Genomic DNA, 23,330 nt, shown 5'->3' with positions numbered 1-23,330 from the left:
CCGGGCTCGCCGCGCTGACGGGCCGCGCCCACGGGCCGGACTTTCCGCGCTGACCGGCCGGGCCGCCCCCGGTGTCTCCACCGTGGGGGCGGCCCGGGTGTCCGCCGTGACCGACGGGCCGACCCCCGAGGTGGGGTCGGCCCGTCGGTGCTCCGTGGCCGGGCGTCCCCGGGGTCAGCGGGCCGAGGTGGTGGCCCGGACCCAGGGCAGGGCCAGCCGCTCGACCAGCGACAGCGCCGAGTAGAGCACGATGCTCATCGTCGCGATCAGCACGATCGCCGCCCACGCCGTGGCGGTGTCGCCGACCCCGTTGTACTGGAGGATCTGGTAACCCAGGCCCGGCTTGTCGGAGTAGAACTCCCCGATCACCGCGCCGATCGCGGCCAGCGGCATCGCCACCTTCAGGCCGACGAAGATCTGCGGCAACGCGGCCGGGAACCGCACCTTGCGGAACGACTGCCACCAGGAGGCGTTCAGCGACCGGGCCAGTTCGGCCAGGTCAGCCGGGGTGGTGGTGAGCCCGGTGGCGGTGGAGAGCACGATCGGGAAGAAGCAGAGCAGGAACACCATGGTCAGGATCGGCTTGGCACCCCAGCCGACCGAGACCACCAGCAGCGGCCCCAGCGCGATCTTGGGCACCGCGTTGACCGCCACCAGCAGCGGGGCGAACATCCGTTCGACCCGCCGGGAGGCGGCCAGCGCCATCCCGATCAGCACCCCGGCGACCGTCGAGAGCAGGAAGCCGAGCAGCGTCATCAGGGTGGTCGTGCCCAGCGCCGGGAAGAGTACGTCCGCGGATGCGGTCAGCGACGACCAGACCGCCTGCGGCGGCGGCAGGGACGCCGGGTGTACCAGGTGCAGCCCGGAGGTGACCGCCCACCAGACGGCCACCGTGACCACCAGGCCGAGCAGCGGCAGACCGACCGTCGCGGGACGCATCCGGGACCGGGGTGACCGGCCGGCCGCCGGGGGGACGGTCGGCGCGGTGCCGCCCGCGGCGGTCGGCGGTCCGGCCGACCCGGGTACGGGACGGGTCCGGATCGACTCCGTCACAGGGTCCTCCTCTCCTGCCGGCACGCTGGCCGGCACGCGACGGGGGTGCGCCCACCGGTCGTCCCGCTGGGTCGCACCCCCGTGGCACCGTCGGTGTCGGTCAGGCCTTCGGCACGAGGTTGAAGTCGATGACCTGGTCCGGGGTGATGTTCGACTTGAGCGCGCCGGCACCCTGGAGGATCGCGATGCTCTTGGCGACCCGGTCGCTGTCCAACGTGCCGATGGCGGTGCCGGAGTTGCTGGAGCGGACGTAGCCGGCCATCAGCTGCAGCTCGGCGGCGGCGGCCGCCGGGTTGGTGGCGTCGACGTTCTTCTTCAGCAGCTCGGCCGCCTCCTGCGGGTTGGCCAGGGCGTACTCCAGACCCTTGAGCAGCGCCGCGGTGAACTTCTTCACCTTCTCCGGGTTCTCCTTGGCGATCTTGCTGGAGGTGATCAGCGCGTTGCCGTAGAGGTCCTGCATCACGTTGCTGTACGGCAGCACGACCGGCTTCTTCTTGGTGACCGCCTCGACGGTCGGCTGCCCGACGACGAACTGGCCGATGCCGTCCACCTGGCCGCCGGCGAGCTGGCCGATCAGCCCCTGCGCGTCACCGTTGACCCAGGTCACCTTGCTGTAGTCCACCCCGGCCATCCGGGCGTACGTCGGGAAGAGGTTGCGCACGACGGAGCCGGGGGTGTCCGCGAGCTTCTTGCCCTCCAGGTCCTTCGGCGTGGCGATGTTCTTGCCCTCGACCGAGACGATGGCGGCCATGGTGCGCTGCTGGATCGCGGCCACCGCCACGAAGTCCTTGGCCACCCCGTTGCCGACCTGGAGCAGGCCACCGGTCAGGTCGATCGGGCCGAAGTCGGCCTGACCGCCGACGATGGTCTGGATGACCGCGCCGGTGCCCTGACCGGGCTTGATCTCCACGTCGAAGCCGGCCTCCTTGAAGAAGCCCTTCTCCTTCGCCACCCAGGCGTACGAGTCACGGCCGAAGTTACCAAACGAGGTGAGGTAGGTCACCTTTTCCAGCGACGTACCGTCGCCGGCCTTTGCGTCCGCCGAGTCGGACCCGCCACTGCAGGCGGAGACCAGGGCGAGGGCGGTGGCCAGGGTGGCCGCGGCGACCGTGCGGGTCAGCCTTGTCATCTGTGCACCATGTCCTTTCCGACCGGGCGGTGTACCCGGAGGGGGTTGTCGTTCCGGCGGCAACCGGCGTGAGGGGGCACCGATGCCGCCGTCGTGAAGGGACTCTTCGCTGGCACAGCGTACGAGACACTTACCGTCACCACACCAGGCGGATCGGGTTGCGGAACGGAAACAACTGCACTCCACCCCGGACGGTGACCAGCCAGCACGCTGGGGATACCCTTGTCAGATTCCTGACCGCCGACTCAGGGGAGACCGACGGCGATGATCCGACTGTCCGATGTGTCGCGTACCTTCGACGGCCGTTCGGGGCGGGTCGAGGCGCTGCGCGGGATCAATCTCGACGTGGCCGAGGGCGAGTTCGTCGCCGTGCTCGGCCGCTCCGGCTGCGGCAAGTCCACCTTACTCAGGATGATCGCCGGGCTGCTGCCGGTCACCGGTGGCGAGATCACCGTCGCCGGCAGCCCGATCACCCGGCCCCGCCGCGACGTCGCGATGCTCTTCCAGAAGCCCGCCCTGCTCCCCTGGCGCACCGTGCTCGACAACGTGCTGCTGCCCGCCGAGATCTTCGGCTGGAGCCGGGCCAAGCACCGCGACCGCGCCCGGCAGCTGCTGGAACTCTCCGGGCTGGCCGGCTTCGAGAAGCGGCTGCCGCACGAACTCTCCGGCGGCATGCAGCAGCGGGTGTCGCTGTGCCGGTCGCTGATCGGCCAGCCCCGGGTGATGCTGATGGACGAGCCCTTCTCCGCCCTGGACGCGCTGACCCGGGAGGAGCTCTCCGGTGAGCTGCAACGGGTGCACATGGAGACCGGCGCGACCGTCGTCTTCGTCACCCACTCCATCGACGAGGCGGTGCTGCTGGCCGACCGGGTGGTCGTGCTCAGCCCCCGCCCCGGCCGGATCCGCAAGATCGTCGAGGTGGACATCCCCCGCCCCCGCACCCTCGGCCGCAACGCGCACCTCGCCGACGTCGCCCGGGTCAGTGCCGACCTGCACGAGCTGCTGATGGAACGGGACCTGCCGGCGGCGGCCGGGGTGGAGGGACGATGACCGTGCGGGTGGCCGTCTTCACCGAGCCGCACCGGGGCGCGAGCTACGACGACCAGCTCCGGTTCGCCCGGCTCTGCGAGGCCGGCGGCTTCGACGGGTTCCTCCGGGCCGACCACTACCGGGCGATGAGCGACGAACCCGGGCTGCCCGGCCCCACCGACGCCTGGCTGACCCTGGCCGCGCTCGCCCGCGAGACCTCCCGCATCCGGCTGGGCACCCTGGTCACCTCGGCCACCTTCCGGCTGCCCGGCCCGCTGGCCGTGATGGTCGCCCAGGTCGACCAGATGAGCGGCGGCCGGGTCGAGCTGGGCATCGGCGCCGGCTGGTACGAGCGGGAGCACACCGCGTACGGCATCCCCTTCCCCGGCGTCGGCGAGCGCTTCGACCGGCTCGCCGAGCAGCTGGAGATCGTCACCGGCCTGTGGCGCACCCCGGTCGGCGAGAGCTACACCTGGGCCGGCGAGTACTACCGGCTGGTCGACGCCCCGGCCCTGCCCAAACCGGTCCAGCAGCCGGGGCCACCGGTGATCGTCGGGGGCCGCGGCCCGAAACGCACCCCCGACCTGGCCGCCCGGTACGCCGACGAGTTCAACGTGCCGTTCACGTCGGTCGGGGAGACCGCCCAGGCGTACGACCGGGTACGGGAGGCCTGCGACCGGGCCGGCCGGGCCGACTCGGGACGGGCGCCACTGGTGTACTCCGCCGGGATCGTGGTGGCGATCGGGCGGACCGACGTCGAAGCCCAGCGCCGGGCCGCGCCGCTGCACGTCAAGAGCGCGCTGCCGCCCGAGGACCCGGTGGTCGGCTCCCCCGCCCAGCTGGTCGACCGGATCGGCGAGTTCGCGGCGGTCGGCGCCACCCGGGTCCACCTCCGGCTGATCGACCTCGACGACCTCGACCAGCTGGAGCTCATCGCCGCCGAAGTGCTCCCCCAACTGGACGGATCCTGATGACCGACGTGACGCACGACCTCGAACTCGGCCCGGTCGGCCAGGAGATCGTCTACGAGAACGACCGGGTGCGGGTCTGGCACATCCGGCTGGCCCCGGGCGAGCGGCAGCCGCTGCACCGGCACGACCACCCGTACCTGGTGATCGCGATCGAGGGTGCGAAGAACGTGGTGCAGACGATCGACGGCACCCGGATCGACGCCGACGAACCCACCGGCGGCGTGGTCTACCGGGATCCGGGCGCCGTCCACATGCTCACCAATGTCGGGGACACGACTTACCTGGCCCGTCTGGTGGAACTCAAGTAGTCGCTGGTAGAGCTTGGGTAACAGCTGGTCCCGGCCACGCCGCGCCGCAGTGGCGATCGGGCGCACCGGGCCGTAACGTGCCCGACATGGCCTTTCGGACGTGGGGCAGACTGCTGCTCACCGCATTCGGGGTGAGCATGTTGGCCGGGGCCGGCCAGCTCGGCATCGCGTACGGCTTCGGCATCGTCCGGCTCGCCGGCGACTTCCCCGACGTCAACCGGTGGCTGGCCCAGCTCGCCTGGGTCGGCTGGTTCGCGGCGACCGCCGCCGTGGTCGGCGCGGTCCTCACCGACCGGCTCGCCCGCCGCGAGGGGCTACCGGAGACCACCGCGGTACGCCTGGCGGTCTCCGGTGCCGCCGCGCTCGGCGCGCTGGTCGTCGCCCCGCTCTGCATGCAGCCCGCGCGGGCCGCCGAACTCGGCGGCGTCGACCCGGTCCGGGCGGCCGGCATCTGTGCGGTCGCCGGGGCGGTGCTCGGCGCGACTGCCGCCTCGGCCGTCCTGCTCCGCCCCCCGCTGGGCTGGAACGTCGCCCTGCTGGCGGGCACGGTCTGGCTACTCGCGGCGGTCTCGGCCACGCCGGGGGTGCTGTCCACCGAGCCGCTGCGCACCGTACGACTGGGGGTGCTGGAGCCGGCCTGGCTCGGCCCGGACCAAGCGCGGTGGCTGGCGACGGTGCTGCTGCCCGTGGTCGCGCTGGTGGCCGGCGCGGTGACCGGGGTGCTCGCCCGACGGCGCGGCCAGGCCCCGCTGATCGGCGGGGCCACCGGCGCGGCCGGCCCGGTGCTGCTCGCCTTCGCCTACCTGACCGCAGGGCCCGGCGACCCGGCGGACCGTTACCAGCTCGGCCCGTACTACGGCGCGCTGATCGCGGTCGTCACCGGCGCGCTCGGCTCGACCACCGCCGCGCTGGTGCGCTGGCCGCTGCTGCCCGCCCGCCCCGCCGCCGGTGACCCGGACGGGGCGATCGAGCCGACCGACATCCTCGCGCCGTTGCCCGCCGTGCCCGGCCCGGCCCCGGCCACGACGGACGGAACCGCCCCGGACAGGACCGTTCCGGCCGGAACCACGGCGGTCGGGACCGCCTGGGACGGCACCGTGGCGGACGAGCCGGTCACCGTGGATCTCGGTGCTGTCGGCCAGAGCCCCGACCCCGACGCATCGGGATCGGGTGGCACCCCAGCCCACTGGGACTGGCCGGATCCCGCCGCCACCGTCACCGACCGACCGACGATCCGCCCGGCTCCGGCTCCGGCTCCGGCTCCGGCTCCGGCTCCGGCTCCGGGCAGTCTGCCCCGGGCCGAGAGCACCGGTGCCGGGCAGGGGCTGGCCGCCGGACCGGCCACCGGGGACGAACCCGCCCCCGCCGCCAAGTCCCGACCGAAGCGGACCCCGAGGACCCGGGCCGCCACCACCGGCGCCCCGGTCGGTTCCACCGCGCGACCCGCCCCCACCTCGGCAGCCGGGGTCGGCGACACCGAGGGCGAACGACCGGCCGCCACCCGATCCGCCCCTGCCTCGCCGACCGAGGTCGGCGACACCGGCGGGAGGCGGCCGGCCGCCACCCGGTCCGGGCTTTCCGGTGCCGCAGCACCGGACAGCACCGAGCCGGACGGCACCACCCTGGACAGCACCACCCTGGACAGCGCCGAGCCGGACAGCACCCGTCCCGGTGCGCGGGCCACCGGTGGCCCCGCCGCCGGCCCGGTACCGCCCGTCGTCGGGTTGCGTCACGTCACGCCGGGCGGGGTCGACGGCATGCCCCGCCCCCGCCACCAACTGCCGGACCTGAGCGGCACCGGTGGACCGACCGACGCCGGCCGCCCCGTACCGGCCCCGGCCGTCCTGCCGTTCCCGGAGCCGGACACCACCGAACGGACGGACACCCCCGGACCGGTCAACCTCCGCTGGGAGGCGGGCAGCTCCCCCGCCGACACCCCGCTGGAGAGGAAGCCCGCCGCCCCGAACTCCGCCGCCCCGGATCCCGCCGGCCCTCCCGCCGGCTCGGATTCCGCCGCCCCCGCGCCTGCCGGCAGCGACGATCACACGACAGCTGGCAGCGACGATCGGAAGGCAGCCGGAAAGACCAAGGGTCGGCGCGGGCTGTTCCGGCGCAACCGGCCGCCCGAGGCCGAGCAGGCGGAAGGCCGAGACGCAGCGCAGGCGACCCCTGACGACGAGTACGTCGACTGGGTCGCCGGCCTGAGCAAGCCCCTGGCCGACAACGAACCGGAACGGGAGAGCGGCCGCCGCTCGCTACGCACCAGCGGCCGCCACCATCGCGACTGACCCTACCCACCCGACGCCCCAGCCCGCACACCCGCGCACCCTCCCCTCCCGCGCCCCCTCCCCCGCGCCCGCGCCCACGCCCGCCCACGCCCACGCCCTCGCCCTCGCTTCGATGATCAAGAGGTTTACGTCAGGGTCCGGCGCAAAGTTGACGCAAACCTCTTGATCACCGCGGTGAAGCACGGGGGGGCGGCGGAGGGCGGGGCGGGGGCGCGGAGGGCGGGGCGGGGGCGCCGGGGTCAGGCCAGGGGGAGGTAGAGGCGGTTGCCGGTGGAGCGGAACTCGGCCGACTTGCCCTGCATGCCCTGGGCGGCGTACTCCTTGAGTTCCTGGGTGATCTTCATGGAGCAGAACTTCGGGCCGCACATCGAGCAGAAGTGCGCGGTCTTCGCCGGCTCCGCCGGGAGCGTCGCGTCGTGGTAGGAGCGGGCGGTCTCCGGGTCCAGCGACAGGTTGAACTGGTCTTCCCAGCGGAACTCGAACCGCGCCTTCGACAGCGCGTCGTCCCAGGCCTGCGCGCCGGGGTGCCCCTTGGCCAGGTCGGCCGCGTGCGCCGCGATCTTGTACGCGATCACGCCGGCCTTCACGTCGTCCCGGTCGGGCAGCCCGAGGTGCTCCTTCGGGGTGACGTAACACAGCATCGCGGTGCCGAACATGCCGATCATCGCGGCCCCGATCGCCGAGGTGATGTGGTCGTACGCCGGTGCGATGTCCGTGGTCAGCGGGCCGAGGGTGTAGAACGGGGCCTCGTGGCACCACTCCTGCTGGAGGTCCACGTTCTCCTTGATCTTGTGCATCGGCACGTGGCCCGGACCCTCGATCATCACCTGCACGTCGTACTCCCAGGCGATCCTGGTCAGTTCACCGAGGGTGCGCAGCTCGGCGAACTGGGCCTCGTCGTTGGCGTCGGCGATCGAGCCGGGCCGCAGGCCGTCGCCGAGCGAGAAGGTCACGTCGTACCGGGCGAGGATCTCGCACAGCTCCCGGAAGTTGGTGTAGAGGAAGTTCTCCTCGTGGTGCGCCAGGCACCAGGCCGCCATGATCGAACCGCCCCGGGAGACGATCCCGGTGACCCGGTCCACCGCCAGCGGCACGTACGGCAGCAGCACCCCCGCGTGCACCGTCATGTAGTCCACGCCCTGCTCGGCCTGCTCGATGACGGTCTCCCGGAACATCTCCCAGCTCAGCTTCACCGGGTCGCCACCGACCTTCTCCAGCGCCTGGTAGATCGGCACGGTGCCGATCGGCACCGGCGAGTTGCGGACGATCGCCTCCCGGGTCTCGTGGATCCGCTTGCCGGTCGACAGGTCCATCACGGTGTCCGCGCCCCACCGGGTGGCCCAGGTCAGCTTCTCCACCTCCTCGGCGACCGACGAGGTCACCGCCGACGTGCCGATGTTGGCGTTCACCTTCACCAGGAACGCCTTGCCGATGATCGCCGGCTCGCACTCGGGGTGGTTGACGTTGAGCGGCAGCACCGCCCGCCCGGCGGCGATCTCGTCCCGGACCAGCTCCGGCGGCAGCCCCTCGCGGATCGCCACGAACTCCATCTCCGGAGTGACCACCCCGGCGCGGGCGTACCAGAGCTGGGTGGGTCGTTTGGCGTCGACGCCGGCCAGCGGGGTGCCCGCGCCCCGGCTCGGCGCGACGTCGCCCCGCTCGGCGATCCACGGACCACGCAGCGGCGGCAGCCCCACCGCCGGGTCCGAGCCGGGGCCGGAGGTGTCGTAGAGGCGGACCGGCGGATTGTCCCCGCTCAGCTCCACCTCGGCGAACGGCACCCGGACGTCCGGCCGGGATCCCTCGACGTAGACCTTGCGACGTGCCTGCATGACAGCCTCCCTGACGGTCATCGGGACCAGCCGAAGTGATCCAACGGGCCGCGTCCCGCGCCCAGTTCCCAACCCCGCCCGCCGGTCAGCGCACGGGTGACGTACTCCTTGGCGGTGGCGACCGCGACCGGCACCGGGTCGCCGGCGGCCAGCCGGACGGCGATGGCGGCCGAGAACGAGCAGCCGGTGCCGTGGCTGTGCCGGGTGTCCACCCGTGGCGCGCGGAGCAGGGTGGTCGTCCCGCCGCCGGCCAGCACGTCGACCGACTCGCCGTCCGCGTCGACGTCGCCGCCGGTGACCACCACGAACTCCGGGCCGCCGGCCGTCAGCGCCCGCGCCGCCTCGACCATCTCCCCGACCGTGGTCACCGGATGTCCGGTGAGGGCGGCGGCCTCCGCGCAGTTCGGCGTCGCCACCCGTGCGTACGGCAGCAGCCGCTCGACCGCCGCCACCACCCCGAGCCGGTGTCCACTGGTGGCGACGAGCACCGGGTCGACGACGAGGTGCGGCAGCCGACCCGCCTTCGCCGCCTCGGCCACCACGTCGGCGACCGCCGGGGTGCCGAGCATCCCGGTCTTCACCGCCCGGACCGCGAAGTCGGCGAGCACGCTGTCGAGCTGCTCGGTGACGGTGCGCGGGGGCAGCGGCAGCACGGCGTCCACGCCCCGGGTGTTCTGCGCGGTGACGGCGGTCAGCACGCTGGTGCCGTACGCGCCGAGGGCGGCGAAGACCTTCAGGTCGGCCTGGATGCCGGCGCCGCCGCCGGAGTCGGAGCCGGCGATGGTCAGCACGGTCGTCGGTGTCATGTCCCCTCCTCGGGCCACGTGTCGCTGATCGGGGTGCGGTCCGTCGGGCGCGTGGCGAAGACACCGGTGAGGGTCGCCGCGACCTCGGCCGGGTCGGCGGCCCGCATGATCGCGCCGAGCACCGCCACCCCGACCGCGCCCGCCTCGACACAGGCCGCCACCTGCTGCGGGGTCTCGATGCCACCCAGCGCGAGTACGGGCACCGGGCTGAGCCGGACCAGCCGGCGCAGCCCGTCCGGGTGCAGGGGTGGGCCGTAGCCGGGTTTGCTGCGGGTGGTCCAGACCGGCGAGAGCGTCACGTAGTGCTCGGTGCTGAGCCGGGCCAGCTCGGCCGGGTCGTGACAGGACCGGCCGACGAGCCGCACGGCCGGCGGCGGGTACGGCCCGGCCGCGGCCAGATGCACTGCCCCACCGGCACCAGCACCGGCACCGGCACCGGCCGAGTCCGGGCCGGCCGAGTCCGGGCCGGCCGAGTCCGGGCCGGCCGAGTCCGGGCCGGCCGAGTCGAAGCCATCGGAGCCGCCGAAGCCGCCGAAGCCATCGGACCCGTCGGAGCCGCCGAAGCCGCTGGAGCCGTCGGAGCCGTCGGACCCGTCGGAGCCGTCGGAGCCGCGGGAGCCGTCGGAGCCGCCGGAGCCGTCGGAGCCGCCGGAGCCGTCGGAGCCGTCGGACCCGTCGGAGCCGCGGGAGCCGCCGGAGCCGTCGGAGCCGTCGGAGCCGCCGGAGCCGCCGGACCCGTCGTCGAGCGGGTCGGGGCCGGCGACGATCAGGGTGCCGCCGGTCCCGGCCAGGACCGCCCGTAGATCGACGGCGAGGGCGACCCGCTCGGCGCGGGGCAGGTCCTTCTCCCGTAGCACCACCCAGCGGACTCCACCCTGCACCGCCCCCGCGACCACGTTGACGAGGTCCGTCCGCGCCGCCCGTCGGTCGGTCAGCAGCAGCACCCCCGACGGCCGACTGTCACCCCGCCCTGACCCCGGACCCGTCCGTACCGTCCCGGTCACCAACCGACCCACCCCCCGACGGCACCCCCTCCGGCCTCTGCACCGACACCGACACCGACACCGGTGCCGACGCCAGTGCCAGTGCCAGTGCCAGTACAGAGATCTTGGAAGCAAGTGGCCCCCTGAGGGGCCGATTTCTTCCAAGATCTACTAGCCTCCGCCCCGGCCGCAGGCGCAGACGCGAGCACAGGCACAGGCTCAGGCGCGAGCACAGACGCAGACGCGAGCACAGGCACAGGCTCAGGCGCGAAAGCAGGCACAAGCGCAGGTGAGAGCGCAGGCACAGGCACAGGCGTAGACACAGCAGAGGGCGGGGACGCAGGCCCGGGCGGGCGGTGGGGGCAGAGGCGGGGGCGGCGGCGGTGGAGGAAGCAGGGGAAGGGGCAGGGGAGACGGTGGTGGCGGGGGCGGTTCACAGGTCCGGCCGTCCGTCGTCGGGAGTGGAGGCGAGGGCGTGGAAGCGGCGGGGAATCCGACCGGCGGTGTACGCGAGCCGCCCGGCCCGGACGGCGTACCGCATGGCGGTGGCCATCGCCGTCGGGTCGGCGGCCCGGGTGACGGCGCTGGCCAGCAGCACCCCGTCGCAGCCCAGCTCCATGGCGAGCGCCGCGTCGGAGGCGGTGCCGATCCCGGCGTCGAGGATCACCGGCACGTCGACGCTCTGCCGGATCAGCCGGATGTGGTGCGGGTTGGTCACGCCCAGCCCGGAGCCGATCGGGGCACCGGCCGGCATCACCGCCGCGCAGCCGATGTCGGCCAGCCGGCGGGCCAGCACCGGGTCGTCGGAGGTGTACGGCAGCACGACGAAGCCGTCGGCGACGAGTTCCTCGGCCGCCCGCAGCAGCTCCACCCCGTCGGGGAGCAGGGTGCGTTCGTCGCCGATCACCTCCAGCTTGACCCAGTCGGTGTCGAACGCCTCCCGGGCCAGCCGGGCCACCTTCACCGCGTCGGCGGCGGTGTAGCAGCCGGCGGTGTTGGGCAGCAGCCGTACCGCACACCGGTCGAGCAGGTCGAGCAGTCCCCCGGCGGTGCCGGGCGCGGTGTCGACCCGGCGCAGGGCCAGGGTGACCAGTCCGGTGTCGGAGGCCCGGATCGCCTGCTCCAGCACGTGCAGGTTGGCCGCGCCGCCGGTGCCGAGGATGAGCCGCGAGGTGAAGGTCTGCCCGGCGATGGTGAGGGGCATCCCGGTCACCCGCCCTGCGCGGCGCTGAGCACCTCGACCCGGTCACCGTCGCGCAGCAGGGTCGCCGGCCAGCCGCCCCGGGGGACCACCTCGCCGTTGACCGCGACGGCGAGCCCGCGGCGTTGCTCGGTGACCGTGGCGACCAGGTCCGCGACGGTCGCGCCGCCGGTCAGTTCACGGCCGACGCCGTTGACGATCAGTCGCACGTGTCCTCCTCAGTGGAACCGGTCGGCGGTGAAGGGGGTGAGCAGCGGGTCCGGCCGGCCGGTGACGATCAGCTCGGTGATCAGGTCGGCGGTGACCGGGGTGAGCACGATGCCGTGCCGGTGGTGGCCGGTGGCGGCGAGCACGCCGGGCCGGCCGGGCAGTGGCCCGAGGACCGGCGCGTTGTCCGGGGTGCCGGGCCGCAGCCCGGCGGTCGCCTCGACCAGCTCGTACTCGGCGAGTTCGGGGACCAGGTCGACGGCGGCCCGGAGCAGCCGCAGCACCGCCCCGGTGGTCACTTCGGTGTCGGCGCGCTCCTCCACGGTCGCCCCGACCACCACCTCGCCGCTGTCCCGGGGGACCAGGTAGACCGCCTCGCCGTCGGCGTACCCCCGGATGACGTGCCGGAAGCACGGCGGGCGGTGGTCGGGCGCGCGCAGCCGCAGCACCTGGCCCTTGACCGGGCGGACCGGCAGCCCGGTCAGCGCGGCGGCGCCGCACCCGGCGGCGACCACGACGACCGGCGCGGTCAGGTCGGCCAGCCGGGTCACCGCGCCGGGGAGCAGGGTCACGCCGGCCCGTTCGGCGGCGACCCGCAGCGCGGCGACCAGCCGGCGCGGGTCGACCTGGTGGTCGCCGGGGGCGACCGCCCCGCCGCGCAGCCGGGGGGTCAGCGCCGGCTCGCGGTCCCGCAGCTGCGACGGGCGCAGCGCGCTGATCGGCAGTCCCAACCCCTGCTGGTACGTCCAGAGTCGGCGCGCCTCGGCCAGGTCGTCCCCGGTCAGCCCGACGACCAGGGTTCCGTCGGTGCGGTGGCCGAAGCCGGTGCCGGCGACGGCGGTGAGGTCGGCGGCGAAGCCCGGCCAGCGGGCGGCCGAGTCGACGAGCAGCCCGGTCAGCTCCCGTTCCCCGAAGTAGGCCTCGGCGACCGGGGCGAGCATGCCGGCGGCGACCCGCGACGCACCGGAGCCGGGGGCCGGATCGTGCACGACCACCCGCAGGCCACGGGCGGCGCAGCGCCAGGCGATCGCCAACCCGACCGGTCCCGCCCCGACCACGGCGACGTCCGGCCCGGTCAGCATGTCAGCGCCGCGATCAGCCCGGCGGTGGCCCGGCCCGGGTCGGCGACGGTGGAGAGCGCCCCGACCACGGCCACCCCGTACGCCCCGGCGGCCCGCAGCGCCGGCACCGTCGCGGCGGTGACCCCGCCGATGGCGATCACCGGCACGGTGACGGCCTCGGCGACGGCGCGTACCCCGGCAGGGCCGATCGGGTCGGGCAGGCCGGTCTTGGTGGTGGTCCGGTGGCACGGGCCGACGCCCAGGTAGCTGGCCCCGGCGGCCACCGCCCGGGCCGCGCCGCCGGGTTCCCGGGCGGTCGCGCCGAGCACGGCGTCGACGCCGAGGACCCGGCGGGCCGCCGCCACGGGCAGGTCGTCCGCGCCGACGTGGCCGCCGTCGGCGTCCACCGCGAGGGCCACGTGCAGCCGGTCGTTGACCAGGCAGGTGGCCCGGTAGGGCAGGCAGAGGGCGCGGACCCGGCGGGCCAGGTCGTAGGCCTGCCGGTCGGTGGTCCCGTCGGTGACCCGGACCTGGACGACCAGCTCGGCGCGGGCCACCGGGAGGGCGGCCCGGACGACGGCGAGCGGGTCGCACCCGGGTCGGGTGTCGGTGATCAGGTGCAGTCGGCCGAGGGACGGCACGGCAACTCTCCTCCCTGCGCCGGCATTATCCGGATCAGGTTCGACGGTCGGGGGCTCTCAGCCCCCCTCTCAGCCCGGTGTACCGGGCTCCCGTGGGTCACGTGTCTGTGACCGTACGACAGATCCGCTGATCCGCCAAGGGGTGTTAGATTGATCCAAGCCTATCGATGACTGTCTTTTGCCCCCTCTCTCCACATAAGCCGGAAAGGTGAGTCGACGATACCGAATCGTTACATGCTCATGCCTTGCCGGAAACCAATCCAGCGGCGCTAATTTGTTCAACCGATCGACATTATTCCGGTGCGCGGCCTCGACGAGGCCGGCACCTGATCGCCACCGATGCGGACCTCGGCGGGCCCGCACCCATCCGACCGGGGACGGTCTGCGGCGAGTCGTCCCCATGCCCCCACCACTGTCCAGCACGGACAAAAGGAGCATGGAGTGTCTCCATCCCGCCATCGCCGCGCACGTCGCGGCCCACTGGGCGCCGGTCTACTGGCCCTCTCCCTACTCGCCAGCGGTCTGATCGGCGGCACCCCCGCCCAGGCCGCTCCCGTCGCGGCGGCCCGGCCACAGGCCGCCCCGGCACCGGCGGCGGCAGCCGCCGAACCGTTCTCCGTCCTGGTCTTCTCCAAGACCGCCGGCTTCCGGCACGACGCCATCCCGGCCGGCATCGCCGCGATCCAGAAGCTCGGCACCGACAACGGGTTCACCGTCGACACCACCGAGGACGGGGCCGCCTTCAACGACACCAACCTGGCCAAGTACCAGGCGGTGATCTGGCTCTCCACCACCGGTGACGTCCTCGACGCCACCCAGCAGGCCGCGTTCGAGCGCTACATCAAGGCCGGCGGCGGCTACGCCGGCGTGCACGCCGCCTCGGACACCGAGTACGACTGGGCCTGGTACGGCAACCTGGTCGGCGCGTACTTCTCCGGCCACCCGGCCAACCAGCAGGCCACCGTCAAGGTCGAGGACCACGCGCACCCGTCCACCGCCGACCTGCCGGACCGCTGGTCCCGCTTCGACGAGTGGTACAACTTCCGCACCAACCCGCGCTCCAAGGTGCACGTGCTGGCCAGCCTGGACGAGAAGTCCTACAGCCCGGGCGCCGGCGCGATGGGCGCCGACCACCCCACCGCCTGGTGCCAGGACTACGACGGCGGCCGGTCCTGGTACACCGGCGGCGGCCACACCCAGGCGTCGTACACCGAGCCGGAGTTCCTCAGCCACCTGCTCGGCGGCATCCGTACCGCGGCCGGGGTGGAGAACGCCGACTGCGGCGCCTCCAAGACCGCGAACTTCGAGAAGGTCACCCTCGACAGCAACACCAACAACCCGATGGAGCTGGACATCGCTCCGGACGGCCGGGTGTTCTACGCCGAGCGCGACGGCCGGGTGCAGATCGTGAAGCCGGACACCGGCAACACGGTCACCGCCGTCCGGCTGGACGTCTTCACCGGCAACGAGGACGGCCTGCTCGGGTTGCGCCTCGACCCGGACTTCGCCACCAACAAGTGGATCTACCTGTACTACGCACCGGCCGGTGGCGCCCCGCGCAACTACCTGTCCCGGTTCACCGTCAACGGTGACACCATCGACAAGGCCACCGAGAAGGTCGTCCTGCAGGTCGACACGCAGCGCAACACCTGCTGCCACGCCGGCGGCAGCATGACCTTCGACTCGCAGGGCAACCTCTACCTGGCCACCGGCGACAACACCAACCCGTTCGAGTCGAGCGCCTTCACGCCGATCGACGAGCGGGCCGGCCGGCAGGACTACGACGCGCAGCGCAGCGCCGGCAACACCAACGACCTGCGCGGCAAGGTGATCCGGATCCACCCGGAGGACGACGGCACCTACACCGTCCCGGCGGGCAACCTGTTCGCCCCGGGCACCGCGAAGACCCGCCCCGAGATCTTCGGTATGGGCTTCCGCAACCCGTTCCGGATCGGCGTCGACCAGAAGACCGACACCCTCTACGTCGCCGACTACGGCCCGGACGCCTCGGCGGCCAACCCGAACCGGGGCCCCGAGGGCCTGGTGGAGTGGAACATCGTCGCCACGGCCGGCAACTACGGCTGGCCGTACTGCGTCGGCAACAACCGGGCGTACAACGACTACACCTTCCCGTCCGGGCCGAGCGGGGCGAAGTTCGACTGCGCCGCACCGGTCAACGACTCGCCCAACAACACCGGCCTGACCAACCTCCCGCCGGTCGTCCCGGCGACCGTGGACTACGGCTACGCCGGCGACCCGCGCTTCCCCGAGATCGGTGGCGGTGGCGCCCCGATGGGCGGCCCGGTCTACCGCTACGACGCCGACAGCAACTCCACCCGCAAGTGGCCGGCGTACTACGACGGCAAGGCGCTGCTCGGCGAGTGGAACCAGTCGAAGATGTACACGATGCAGGTCAGCCAGGACGGCAAGACGCTGATCGACATCAACCAGCTGCTCACCGGCATGCCGATGATCCGCCCGATGGACTTCGAGTTCGGCCCGGACGGCGCGCTCTACATGATCGAGTGGGGCACCGGCTTCGGCGGCAACAACGACGACTCCGGGGTCTACCGGATCGACTACACCGCCGGTGACCGCGCCCCGATCGCCGAGGCCAGCGCCGACCCCACCTCCGGGGCCGCGCCCCTGACCGTGAAGTTCTCCAGCGCCGGGTCGCGTGACCCGGACGGCGGCACGCTGACCTACGCGTGGAAGTTCGGCGACGGGCAGACCTCCACCGAGGCGAACCCCACCCACACCTACACCACGGCCGGCGACTACACCGCGCAGCTCACCGTCACCAACCCCAAGGGCCGGACCGCCGTGGCGAACGTGCCGGTGACGGTCGGCAACACCGCCCCGACGGTGACCATCGAGTTCCCGCCCAGCGGCGGTTTCTTCGACTGGGGTGACCAGGTCAAGTACACGATCAAGGTGACCGACCCGGAGGACGGCACCGTCGACTGTGACCGGGTGCAGCTGCAGGTGCTGCTCGGCCACGACGAGCACGCCCACCCGCTGGAGCAGCACACCGGCTGCACCGGCACCGTGCAGACCTCGCTGGCGTCCGGGCACGGCGCGGAGGCCAACGTCTTCGCGGTCTTCGAGGCCACCTACACCGACGACGGCGGCACCGGCGGCGCCGGCCCGCTGACCGGTCGGGCGATCGAGATCCTCCAGCCCAAGCGCAAGCAGGCCGAGTACTACACGGCCACCGGGCGGGCCCCGGGCAGCACCGGCGGCGGTGACCCGGGCGTGCAGAAGGAGACCACCACCGACCCCGCCGGTGGCGGCCAGAACATCGGCTTCATCGAGGACGGCGACTGGTGGTCGCTCGTCCCGGCCAACCTGACCGGGGTCGAGCAGATCCGGTTCCGGGTGGCCTCCGAGGCCCAGGGCGGCCGGATCGACGTGCACGCCGGTGCCGTCGACGGTCCGGTGGTGGCCACCGCCACCGTGCCGAGCACTGGTGGCTGGCAGCAGTTCGTCGACGTGACCGCGCCGGTGACGGCCGGTGCGGAGGGTGCGCTGTACTTCGTCGCCAAGGACCCGGCCGGTGGCACCGGTTCGCTGTTCAACGTCAACTGGATGGACTTCATCGGACGGGGCGTGACCGACAACGCGCCGCCGCAGGTGACGGCCACCGCCACCCCGGCGACCGGCACCGCGCCGGTCACCGTGACCTTCACCGGCACGGCCACCGACACCGAGGGTGACACTCCGCTGACGTACGCCTGGGACTTCGGTGACGGCGGGACGGCGACGACCCTGAACGCCACCCACACCTACACCACCCCGGGCACCTTCACCGCCACCCTGACGGTGACGGACAAGCGGGGCGCGAAGTCCTACGCGACCGTCCCGGTCAAGGTGGACGCGCCGACCAACTCCTGCCTGGGAGCGCGGTCGGACGAGTTCACCGGCAACACCCTCGACAAGGACCGCTGGTCGGTGGTCCGGGAGAACCAGCTCTACTCGGTCTCCGGCGGCGCGCTGCGGCTGCCCACCTCCTCGGGTGACCTGTACGGCTCCCGCAACGACGCGACCAACCTGGTGCTCCAGCCCGCACCCAGCGGGGCCTGGCAGGCCACCACGAAGGTCACCGTGCCCGTCACCGCCGACTACCAGCAGGCCGGCCTGCTGATCTACGGCGACGACGACAACTACGCCAAGGTGGACCTGCTCTACGGCGGGTCGCGCAAGGTGGAGTTCATCCGGGAGACCGCCGGGACGCCCCGCAACGACGCGGCGGACGCCGTGGCCGCACCGGCCGGTGACACCATCTGGCTGCGGCTGATCAGCGACGGCACCAACCTGACCGCGCAGTTCTCGACCGACGGTGCCACGTTCACCCCGGTCGGCCGGTCCGCCGCGCTGGCCGGCATCACCAACCCGCGGATCGGTCTGCTCGCCCTCAACGGCGGCACCACCGCCCCGGTGGTGGACGCGGTGTTCGAGTCGTTCCTGGTCTCGCCGGACGCCCCGGCCGGCCCGGTCGTCCCGTCGGACGAGTTCACCGGCACCACGCTCGACAAGTGCCGGTGGAACGCGGTGCTCCGGGAGGACCCGGCCGCCTACCGGGTGGCCGACGGCGCACTGAAGATCGACGTGCCGAAGGGTGACATCTACGGCACCAGCAACACCGGTCCGACGAACTTCATCCTCCAGACCGCGCCGAGCGGCGACTGGACCCTGGAGACGAAGGTCGACGGCAGCGCGCTGGCCGAGCAGTACCAGCAGGCCGGTCTGATCGTCCACGCCGACGACGACAACTACGTCAAGTTGGACTTCATCGTGGACAACCAGGCGGGTCAGACGCCGTCGCGGCGGATCGAGTTCCGTGGCGAGCTCGCCGGGGTGACGCAGAACCCGCAGCCGCAGGTCTCCAACCTGACCTCGGCGGTGTGGTACCTGCGGCTGGCCCGGGCCGGTGACACCTTCACCGCGTCCTACTCGGCCGACGGGCAGGAGTGGACCACGTTCGAGACGGTGACGAACGCCGCCGTCGGGGCCACCCCGAAGATCGGTCTGTTCACCCTCGGCGCGAACGCGGCCACCTCGAAGACGGCCTCGTTCGACTACTTCCGGCTCTCCACCAAGGCGGCCGACACGACCGCCCCGGTGACCACGGCCACCGTCTCCGGCACCCCGACCGAGGGCTGGTACACCGGCCCGGTCACCGTGACGCTGGCGGCGGCCGACGAGGCCGGCGGTAGCGGGGTGGCGAGCACCGAGTACCAGCTCGACGGGGCCACCACCTGGACCGCGTACACCGAGCCGGTGCAGGTCACCGGGGACGGCACGCACGAGGTGCGGTTCCGCTCGACGGACGCGGCCGGCAACGTGGAGGCGACGAAGAAGGTCGCCGTGAAGATCGACGCCACCGCGCCGGTCAGCTCGGCGTCGTTCGCCCCGGCCAACGACGACGGCTGGCACAACGGCACCGTCCCGGTGGTGATCACCTCCACCGACGCCGGTTCCGGGGTGAAGAAGCTGGAGTGGTCGCTCGACGGCGGCGCCTGGACGGCGTACACCACGCCGGTCGAGGTGACCGGGGACGGCACGCACGAGCTGCTGTACCGGGCCACCGACGCCGCCGGCAACGTCGAGGCGCTGAAGTCGGCGGTCGTGAAGATCGACGGCACCAAGCCGACGCTGCTGGTCTCCGGCATCGCCGACGGCCAGCTCTACGGTGACAGCCAGGACGTCCGGATCTCGTGGCAGGCGGTCGACCCGACCTCCGGCATCAAGACGACCTCCGGCGTGCTGGACGGTCGGGCGTACGCCAGCGGCACCCTCCAGGCGCTGTACGAGCTGCCGCTCGGCCTGCACGAGCTGACGGTGACCGCGACCGACAAGGCGGGCAACTCCACCACCTCGACGGTCCGGTTCTTCGTCACCACCTCGTTCCGGGACATGCAGAACCTGCTGGACCGGTTCAAGGCCACCGGACGACTCACCACCAAGGCGCACCGTCAGCTGTCCAACAAGCTGGACGCGGTGCGGGAGTCCGAGGCGGCGGGCAACGACAAGCGGGCGGTGCAGCAGTTGACCGCCTTCAAGGCGTTGGCCACCGACACCGCGGTGGTGACCGACACCGATGTCCGGGACGTGCTGGTCCGGGACGCCGACGCCATGATCGTCCGGCTCGGCGGCGCGGCCACCAAGGCCGGCGTCAAGGCGAACAGCAACAAGTCGGTCGACGGGGCGGGCCGGCTCGGTGCCGACCCCACCCGGATCGCCAAGGGCGGTTCGCTGTAAGGAGCACCACCACGGGGCCGCTCCCACCGTCGACACCGACGGTGGGGGCGGCCCCTCCACATCGGAAGGAGACGTCGATGCGTAGCTTCAGAGCTCTCGCCGCCGCGCTGGTCGTGGCGGGCCTGGTGGCCCTGCCGGCGGGTCCGGCGGCGGCGCACGGCGGGAAGGTCAAGCTGACCGTGGCCGGTGACGGTGCCGGCGGGGTCACCGTGATGGCGGTGTACGCCGACGGGCACCGGCTGGACCAGCCGGTCCGGCTCACCGTGACGGCCGAGGGCGAGGGTGGCCGGACGGCCGGTCCGGTGCAGATCGCCCCGGCCGGCGAGGGGCAGGGCTTCTACAGCAGCGGCCCGCTGCTGGCCCCCGGCGACTGGCGGGTGACGGTCAGCGCGCCCGCCCCGTACCAGAGCACGGCGACCGCCCAGGTGCAGGCCCGGGTGGCCCAGTCGCCGTCGCCGGTCGCCGCCGCGCGCCCGGCGGACCGGGCGGATCCGGCCGGGGTCCGGTGGTGGCCGTGGCTGGCCGGCGGACTCGTGGTGGTCGTCGCCGCGGCGGCGCTGCTGTGGCGTCGTCGCCGGGCCGACCCCGGCCCCGGGGAACAGCCGGCCGGTCTGGGCGGCTGACGTCCCGGCACCGGTTCCCGCCATCCACCGGCGACCGATCGGCCCCGGACACCACCGGTGTCCGGGGCCGACGCGCGTCAACCCCGGACCGGGCCGGAACCGCCCCGGTCGGGTCAGCCTCCGACCGGCCCCGCCTGGATGTGCCACGCGGCGCGGCGGCCGGGCCGACCGGACGGTCAGAGCAGGGCGTCCAGGGCGTCGAGGTCGGCGTCGGTGGGCTGCCAGCCGCCGGCGGAGGCGTTCGCCCGCACCTGCTCGGGCGTGGTCGCCCCGGCGATGACGGAGGCCACCGCCGGCCGGGCGGCCAGCCCGCCGATGGCCACCTGGAGCAGGGTGAGCCCCCGCTGTGCCGCGTACGCCCCGAGCGCCTCGATGGTGTCCCAGCGGGCGGCGGCCAGCCGTTCGGCGTACCGGCCACCGCCGGCGAGGCGGCTGCCGGCGGGCGGGGCGGTGTCGCGCTGGTACTTGCCGGTGAGCAGCCCGTTGGCCAGCGGGAAGAAGGGCAGCAGGCCCAGTCCGAAGCGCTCGCAGGCCGGGATGATCTCCACCTCGGCGTCCCGGTGGAGCAGGTTGTAGTGGTTCTGCGCGCTGACGAACCGGGTCAGCCCCCGGGTCTTCGCCGTCCAGTCGGCGTCGGCGATCTGCCAGCCGGAGAAGTTGGAGTTGCCCAGGTAGCGGACCTTGCCGGCGCGGACCAGGTCGTCCAGCGCGGCGAGCGTCTCGTCGATCGGGGTGTCCGGGTCGGGCTCGTGCAGCTGGTAGAGGTCGATGTGGTCGGTGTCGAGCCGGCGCAGCGACGCCTCGACCGCCCGCACCACGTACCGCCGGGAGCCGCGTACCCCGAAGTCGCGCCCGTTGCGCCCGCCCATCGACATGCCGAACTTGGTGGCCAGCACCACGTCGTCCCGGCGGCCCTTGAGGGCCTGCCCGAGCAGCTCCTCGGAGCCGCCCGGGGGCTCGCCGTAGATGTCGGCGGTGTCGAAGAGGGTGATCCCGGCGTCGAGCGCGGCGTCGACCACCGCCCGGGTGCCGTCGAGGTCGAGCTTGCGGCCGAAGTTGTTGCAGCCGATGCCGACCACGGACACCACGAGCCCGGAGTCGCCCAGCCGGCGGTAGGTCATCTCAGTCACGAGATCCACCCTATGCCGGCCGGACCGGCTCCGACCGGCGACGACCACGCCCGGTGACCGGGCGTGGTCGTCACCGCACGTTCCGCGTGGCCGGCTCAGCCCACGTCCCAGACCGGTTCCGGGGTCTCCACCACGTCCCCGTCGCACCGGAACAGCACGAACCGGTCGAACGACCGGGTGAACCAGCGGTCGTGGGTGACCGCGACCACCGTCCCGGCGAACGCGGTCAGCCCGGCCTCCAGCGCCTCGGCCGAGGCCAGGTCGAGGTTGTCGGTCGGCTCGTCGAGCAGCAGCAGGGTCGCCCCGGACAGCTCCAGCAGCAGCACCAGGAACCGGGCCTGCTGACCGCCGGAGAGGGTGCCGAAGCGCTGGTCGCCCTGACCGGCCAGCTCGTAGCGGCTGAGCGCCGCCATCGCCGCGTGCCGGTCCATCCCCTCCCGGTGCTCGTCGCCCCGCCACAACGCCTCGACCAGGGTCTTGGCCATCAGCTCCGGCCGGTCGTGGGTCTGCGAGAAGTGCCCCGGCCGGACCCGCGCGCCGAGCCGGACCGCCCCGCCGTGGGCCACCGGGGCGAGCGCGGCGGCCCCGTCGACCGGGCCGTTGGCCGGGTCCGGGTCGGTGCCGCCCCGGGCCAGCAGGCGCAGGAAGTGCGACTTGCCGGTGCCGTTGGCACCGAGCACCGCCACCCGGTCGCCGTACCACAGCTCCAGGTCGAAGGGGTAGGTCAGGCCCTCCAGCTCCAGCCGCTCGCAGATGACCGCGCGCTTGCCGGTCCGCCCGCCGGCCAGCCGCATCCGGATGTCCTGGTCCTTCGGCGGTACGGGCGGCGGCCCGGCCTCCTCGAACTTGCGCAGCCGGGTCTGCGCGGCCTGGTAGCGGGAGGCCAGCCCGTCGTTGTACGCGGCCTTCTGCTTGTACATCAGCATCAGCTCCCGCAGCTTCTGGTGCTCCTCGTCCCAGCGGCGGCGCAGCTCGTCGAGGCGGGCGTGCCGGGCGGTGCGGGCGTCGTGCCAGCTGGCGAAGCCGCCCGGGTGCACCCAGGCGCTACCGCCCTCGACGGCGACCACCCGGTCGGCGCTGCGGGCCAGCAGCTCCCGGTCGTGCGAGACGTACAGCACCGACTTGGCGGACTCGCGCAGCCGCTGCTCCAGCCAGCGTTTGCCGGGCACGTCGAGGAAGTTGTCCGGCTCGTCGAGCAGCAGCACCTCGTCGGTGCCGCGCAGCAGCAGCTCCAGGGCGAAGCGCTTCTGCTGCCCTCCCGACAGGGTCCGCACCGGGCGGTCCCGGGACGCCTCCCAGGGCAGGTCGAGCACGGTGGTGGTGACGGTGTCGAAGAGCACCTCGGCGTCGTACCCGCCGGCCTCGCCCCAGGCGGCCAGCGCGTCGGCGTACGCGAGCTGCGCCTTGCCGGCGGCGGTGCTGTACTTGCCGCGCAGCTCGGCCGCCCGCATGGCCTGCTCGGTGTCGGCGAGCCGCCGGCCGGCGTCGCGCAGTGCCGGCGGGGCCAGGGACAGGGCCAGGTCGGCCAGCGTCGACTCGTCACCGATCATGCCGATGAACTGCCGCATCACGCCGAGCCCGCCGGAGCGGGCGATCGTGCCGGTGCGTACCGGCAGGTCACCGGCGACCATCCGCAGCAGCGTCGTCTTGCCCGCGCCGTTCGGCCCGACCAGGGCGACCTTGGCACCCTCGCCGACCCGGAACGACACGTCGGCGAAGAGCTCCCGACCGTCCGGAAGGATGTGCCCCACGGCTGCCACGTCCACGTATCCCACGCCGGCATCCTGCCCGAGGCGCGGGGCCGGGC

The 23,330-nt window shown here is 73.4% G+C and carries 16 protein-coding genes, 2 pseudogenes and 1 riboswitch; of the genes and pseudogenes, 6 read left to right on the top strand and 12 right to left on the bottom strand.

Annotated elements, in window-relative coordinates; translation table 11 throughout:
- Window positions 1-174: 174 nt before the first annotated feature.
- Together GA0070623_RS22320 and GA0070623_RS22315 are read right to left on the bottom strand one after the other, a co-directional pair.
- Window positions 175-1,053: an ABC transporter permease gene (locus GA0070623_RS22320; protein WP_067313326.1), complete on the bottom strand. Its 879-nt coding sequence runs from the start codon at window positions 1,051-1,053 to the stop codon at window positions 175-177.
- Window positions 1,054-1,153: 100 nt separating this feature from the next.
- Window positions 1,154-2,182 carry an ABC transporter substrate-binding protein gene (locus GA0070623_RS22315; RefSeq protein WP_067313328.1) on the bottom strand — a complete coding sequence of 343 codons (1,029 nt, stop codon included), beginning with the start codon at window positions 2,180-2,182 and terminating at the stop codon, window positions 1,154-1,156.
- 264 nt (window positions 2,183-2,446) lie between these two features.
- Between GA0070623_RS22315 and GA0070623_RS22310 the strand changes: the two genes are divergently transcribed.
- From GA0070623_RS22310 to GA0070623_RS22295, 4 genes are all read left to right on the top strand, one after another.
- Window positions 2,447-3,232 carry an ABC transporter ATP-binding protein gene (locus GA0070623_RS22310; RefSeq protein ID WP_067313330.1) on the top strand — a complete coding sequence of 262 codons (786 nt, stop codon included), beginning with the start codon at window positions 2,447-2,449 and terminating at the stop codon, window positions 3,230-3,232.
- Window positions 3,233-3,234: 2 nt separating this feature from the next.
- Window positions 3,235-4,182 carry an LLM class F420-dependent oxidoreductase gene (locus GA0070623_RS22305; protein WP_067313340.1) on the top strand — a complete coding sequence of 316 codons (948 nt, stop codon included), beginning with the start codon at window positions 3,235-3,237 and terminating at the stop codon, window positions 4,180-4,182.
- Entirely contained in the window at window positions 4,182-4,490 is a 309-nt protein-coding gene (locus GA0070623_RS22300; protein ID WP_067313332.1) for a cupin domain-containing protein, read from the top strand. The genes GA0070623_RS22305 and GA0070623_RS22300 overlap by 1 nt, the downstream gene beginning before the upstream one ends.
- 86 nt (window positions 4,491-4,576) lie before the next feature.
- Entirely contained in the window at window positions 4,577-6,778 is a 2,202-nt protein-coding gene (locus GA0070623_RS22295; protein ID WP_067313335.1) for a hypothetical protein, read from the top strand.
- A 239-nt stretch (window positions 6,779-7,017) separates the two neighbouring features.
- Here GA0070623_RS22295 and thiC read toward each other — a convergent pair whose 3' ends face one another.
- The 8 genes and pseudogenes from thiC to GA0070623_RS22250 all read right to left on the bottom strand — a co-directional run bounded on the left by thiC (window position 7,018) and on the right by GA0070623_RS22250 (window position 13,509).
- A complete protein-coding gene (gene thiC, locus GA0070623_RS22290; protein ID WP_084261527.1) occupies window positions 7,018-8,610 on the bottom strand; it encodes a phosphomethylpyrimidine synthase ThiC in 1,593 nt (530 codons plus the stop codon).
- A gap of 17 nt (window positions 8,611-8,627) precedes the next feature.
- Window positions 8,628-9,416: a bifunctional hydroxymethylpyrimidine kinase/phosphomethylpyrimidine kinase gene (gene thiD / locus GA0070623_RS22285; protein ID WP_067313339.1), complete on the bottom strand. Its 789-nt coding sequence runs from the start codon at window positions 9,414-9,416 to the stop codon at window positions 8,628-8,630.
- A pseudogene (locus tag GA0070623_RS22280) lies at window positions 9,413-9,871 on the bottom strand (thiamine phosphate synthase); the annotation flags it as partial. The gene thiD and the pseudogene GA0070623_RS22280, both read right to left, overlap by 4 nt.
- Window positions 9,872-10,159: 288 nt before the next feature.
- Window positions 10,160-10,306: pseudogene (locus tag GA0070623_RS31705) on the bottom strand (thiamine phosphate synthase); the annotation flags it as partial.
- A gap of 526 nt (window positions 10,307-10,832) precedes the next feature.
- Window positions 10,833-11,603, bottom strand: coding sequence for a thiazole synthase (locus GA0070623_RS22265; RefSeq protein ID WP_084261014.1), 771 nt, complete (start codon window positions 11,601-11,603; stop codon window positions 10,833-10,835).
- Window positions 11,604-11,608: 5 nt separating this feature from the next.
- Window positions 11,609-11,809, bottom strand: coding sequence for a sulfur carrier protein ThiS (gene thiS / locus GA0070623_RS22260; protein ID WP_067301500.1), 201 nt, complete (start codon window positions 11,807-11,809; stop codon window positions 11,609-11,611).
- Between the two features lie 9 nt (window positions 11,810-11,818).
- Window positions 11,819-12,889, bottom strand: coding sequence for a glycine oxidase ThiO (gene thiO, locus GA0070623_RS22255; RefSeq protein WP_067301497.1), 1,071 nt, complete (start codon window positions 12,887-12,889; stop codon window positions 11,819-11,821).
- A complete protein-coding gene (locus GA0070623_RS22250) occupies window positions 12,883-13,509 on the bottom strand; it encodes a thiamine phosphate synthase (RefSeq protein ID WP_067301494.1) in 627 nt (208 codons plus the stop codon). Before GA0070623_RS22250 ends, thiO begins: the two co-directional genes overlap by 7 nt.
- Window positions 13,504-13,613, bottom strand: a riboswitch (TPP riboswitch). Its footprint overlaps the gene before it by 6 nt.
- A gap of 337 nt (window positions 13,614-13,950) precedes the next feature.
- On the opposite strand from GA0070623_RS22250, the gene GA0070623_RS22245 reads away from it, so the two are divergent.
- Window positions 13,951-19,770, top strand: coding sequence for a ThuA domain-containing protein (locus tag GA0070623_RS22245; RefSeq protein WP_089004148.1), 5,820 nt, complete (start codon window positions 13,951-13,953; stop codon window positions 19,768-19,770).
- A 77-nt stretch (window positions 19,771-19,847) separates the two neighbouring features.
- Window positions 19,848-20,393, top strand: a complete 546-nt coding sequence (locus tag GA0070623_RS22240) for a hypothetical protein (protein WP_067301488.1) — start codon at window positions 19,848-19,850, stop codon at window positions 20,391-20,393.
- Window positions 20,394-20,569: 176 nt separating this feature from the next.
- On the opposite strand, the gene GA0070623_RS22235 is transcribed toward GA0070623_RS22240, so the two are convergent.
- Together GA0070623_RS22235 and GA0070623_RS22230 are read right to left on the bottom strand one after the other, a co-directional pair.
- Window positions 20,570-21,532: an aldo/keto reductase gene (locus GA0070623_RS22235; protein ID WP_172898446.1), complete on the bottom strand. Its 963-nt coding sequence runs from the start codon at window positions 21,530-21,532 to the stop codon at window positions 20,570-20,572.
- Between the two features lie 86 nt (window positions 21,533-21,618).
- The gene (locus GA0070623_RS22230) at window positions 21,619-23,298 is read right to left on the bottom strand and encodes an ABC-F family ATP-binding cassette domain-containing protein (protein WP_067301482.1); all 1,680 of its coding nucleotides are present in this window, start codon (window positions 23,296-23,298) and stop codon (window positions 21,619-21,621) included.
- Window positions 23,299-23,330: the final 32 nt, after the last annotated feature.

The sequence above is a fragment of the Micromonospora rifamycinica genome (assembly GCF_900090265.1).
In the GTDB taxonomy this organism is placed as follows: Bacteria; Actinomycetota; Actinomycetes; order Mycobacteriales; family Micromonosporaceae; genus Micromonospora; species Micromonospora rifamycinica.
This window is presented reverse-complemented; position numbering and strand designations above follow the sequence as displayed.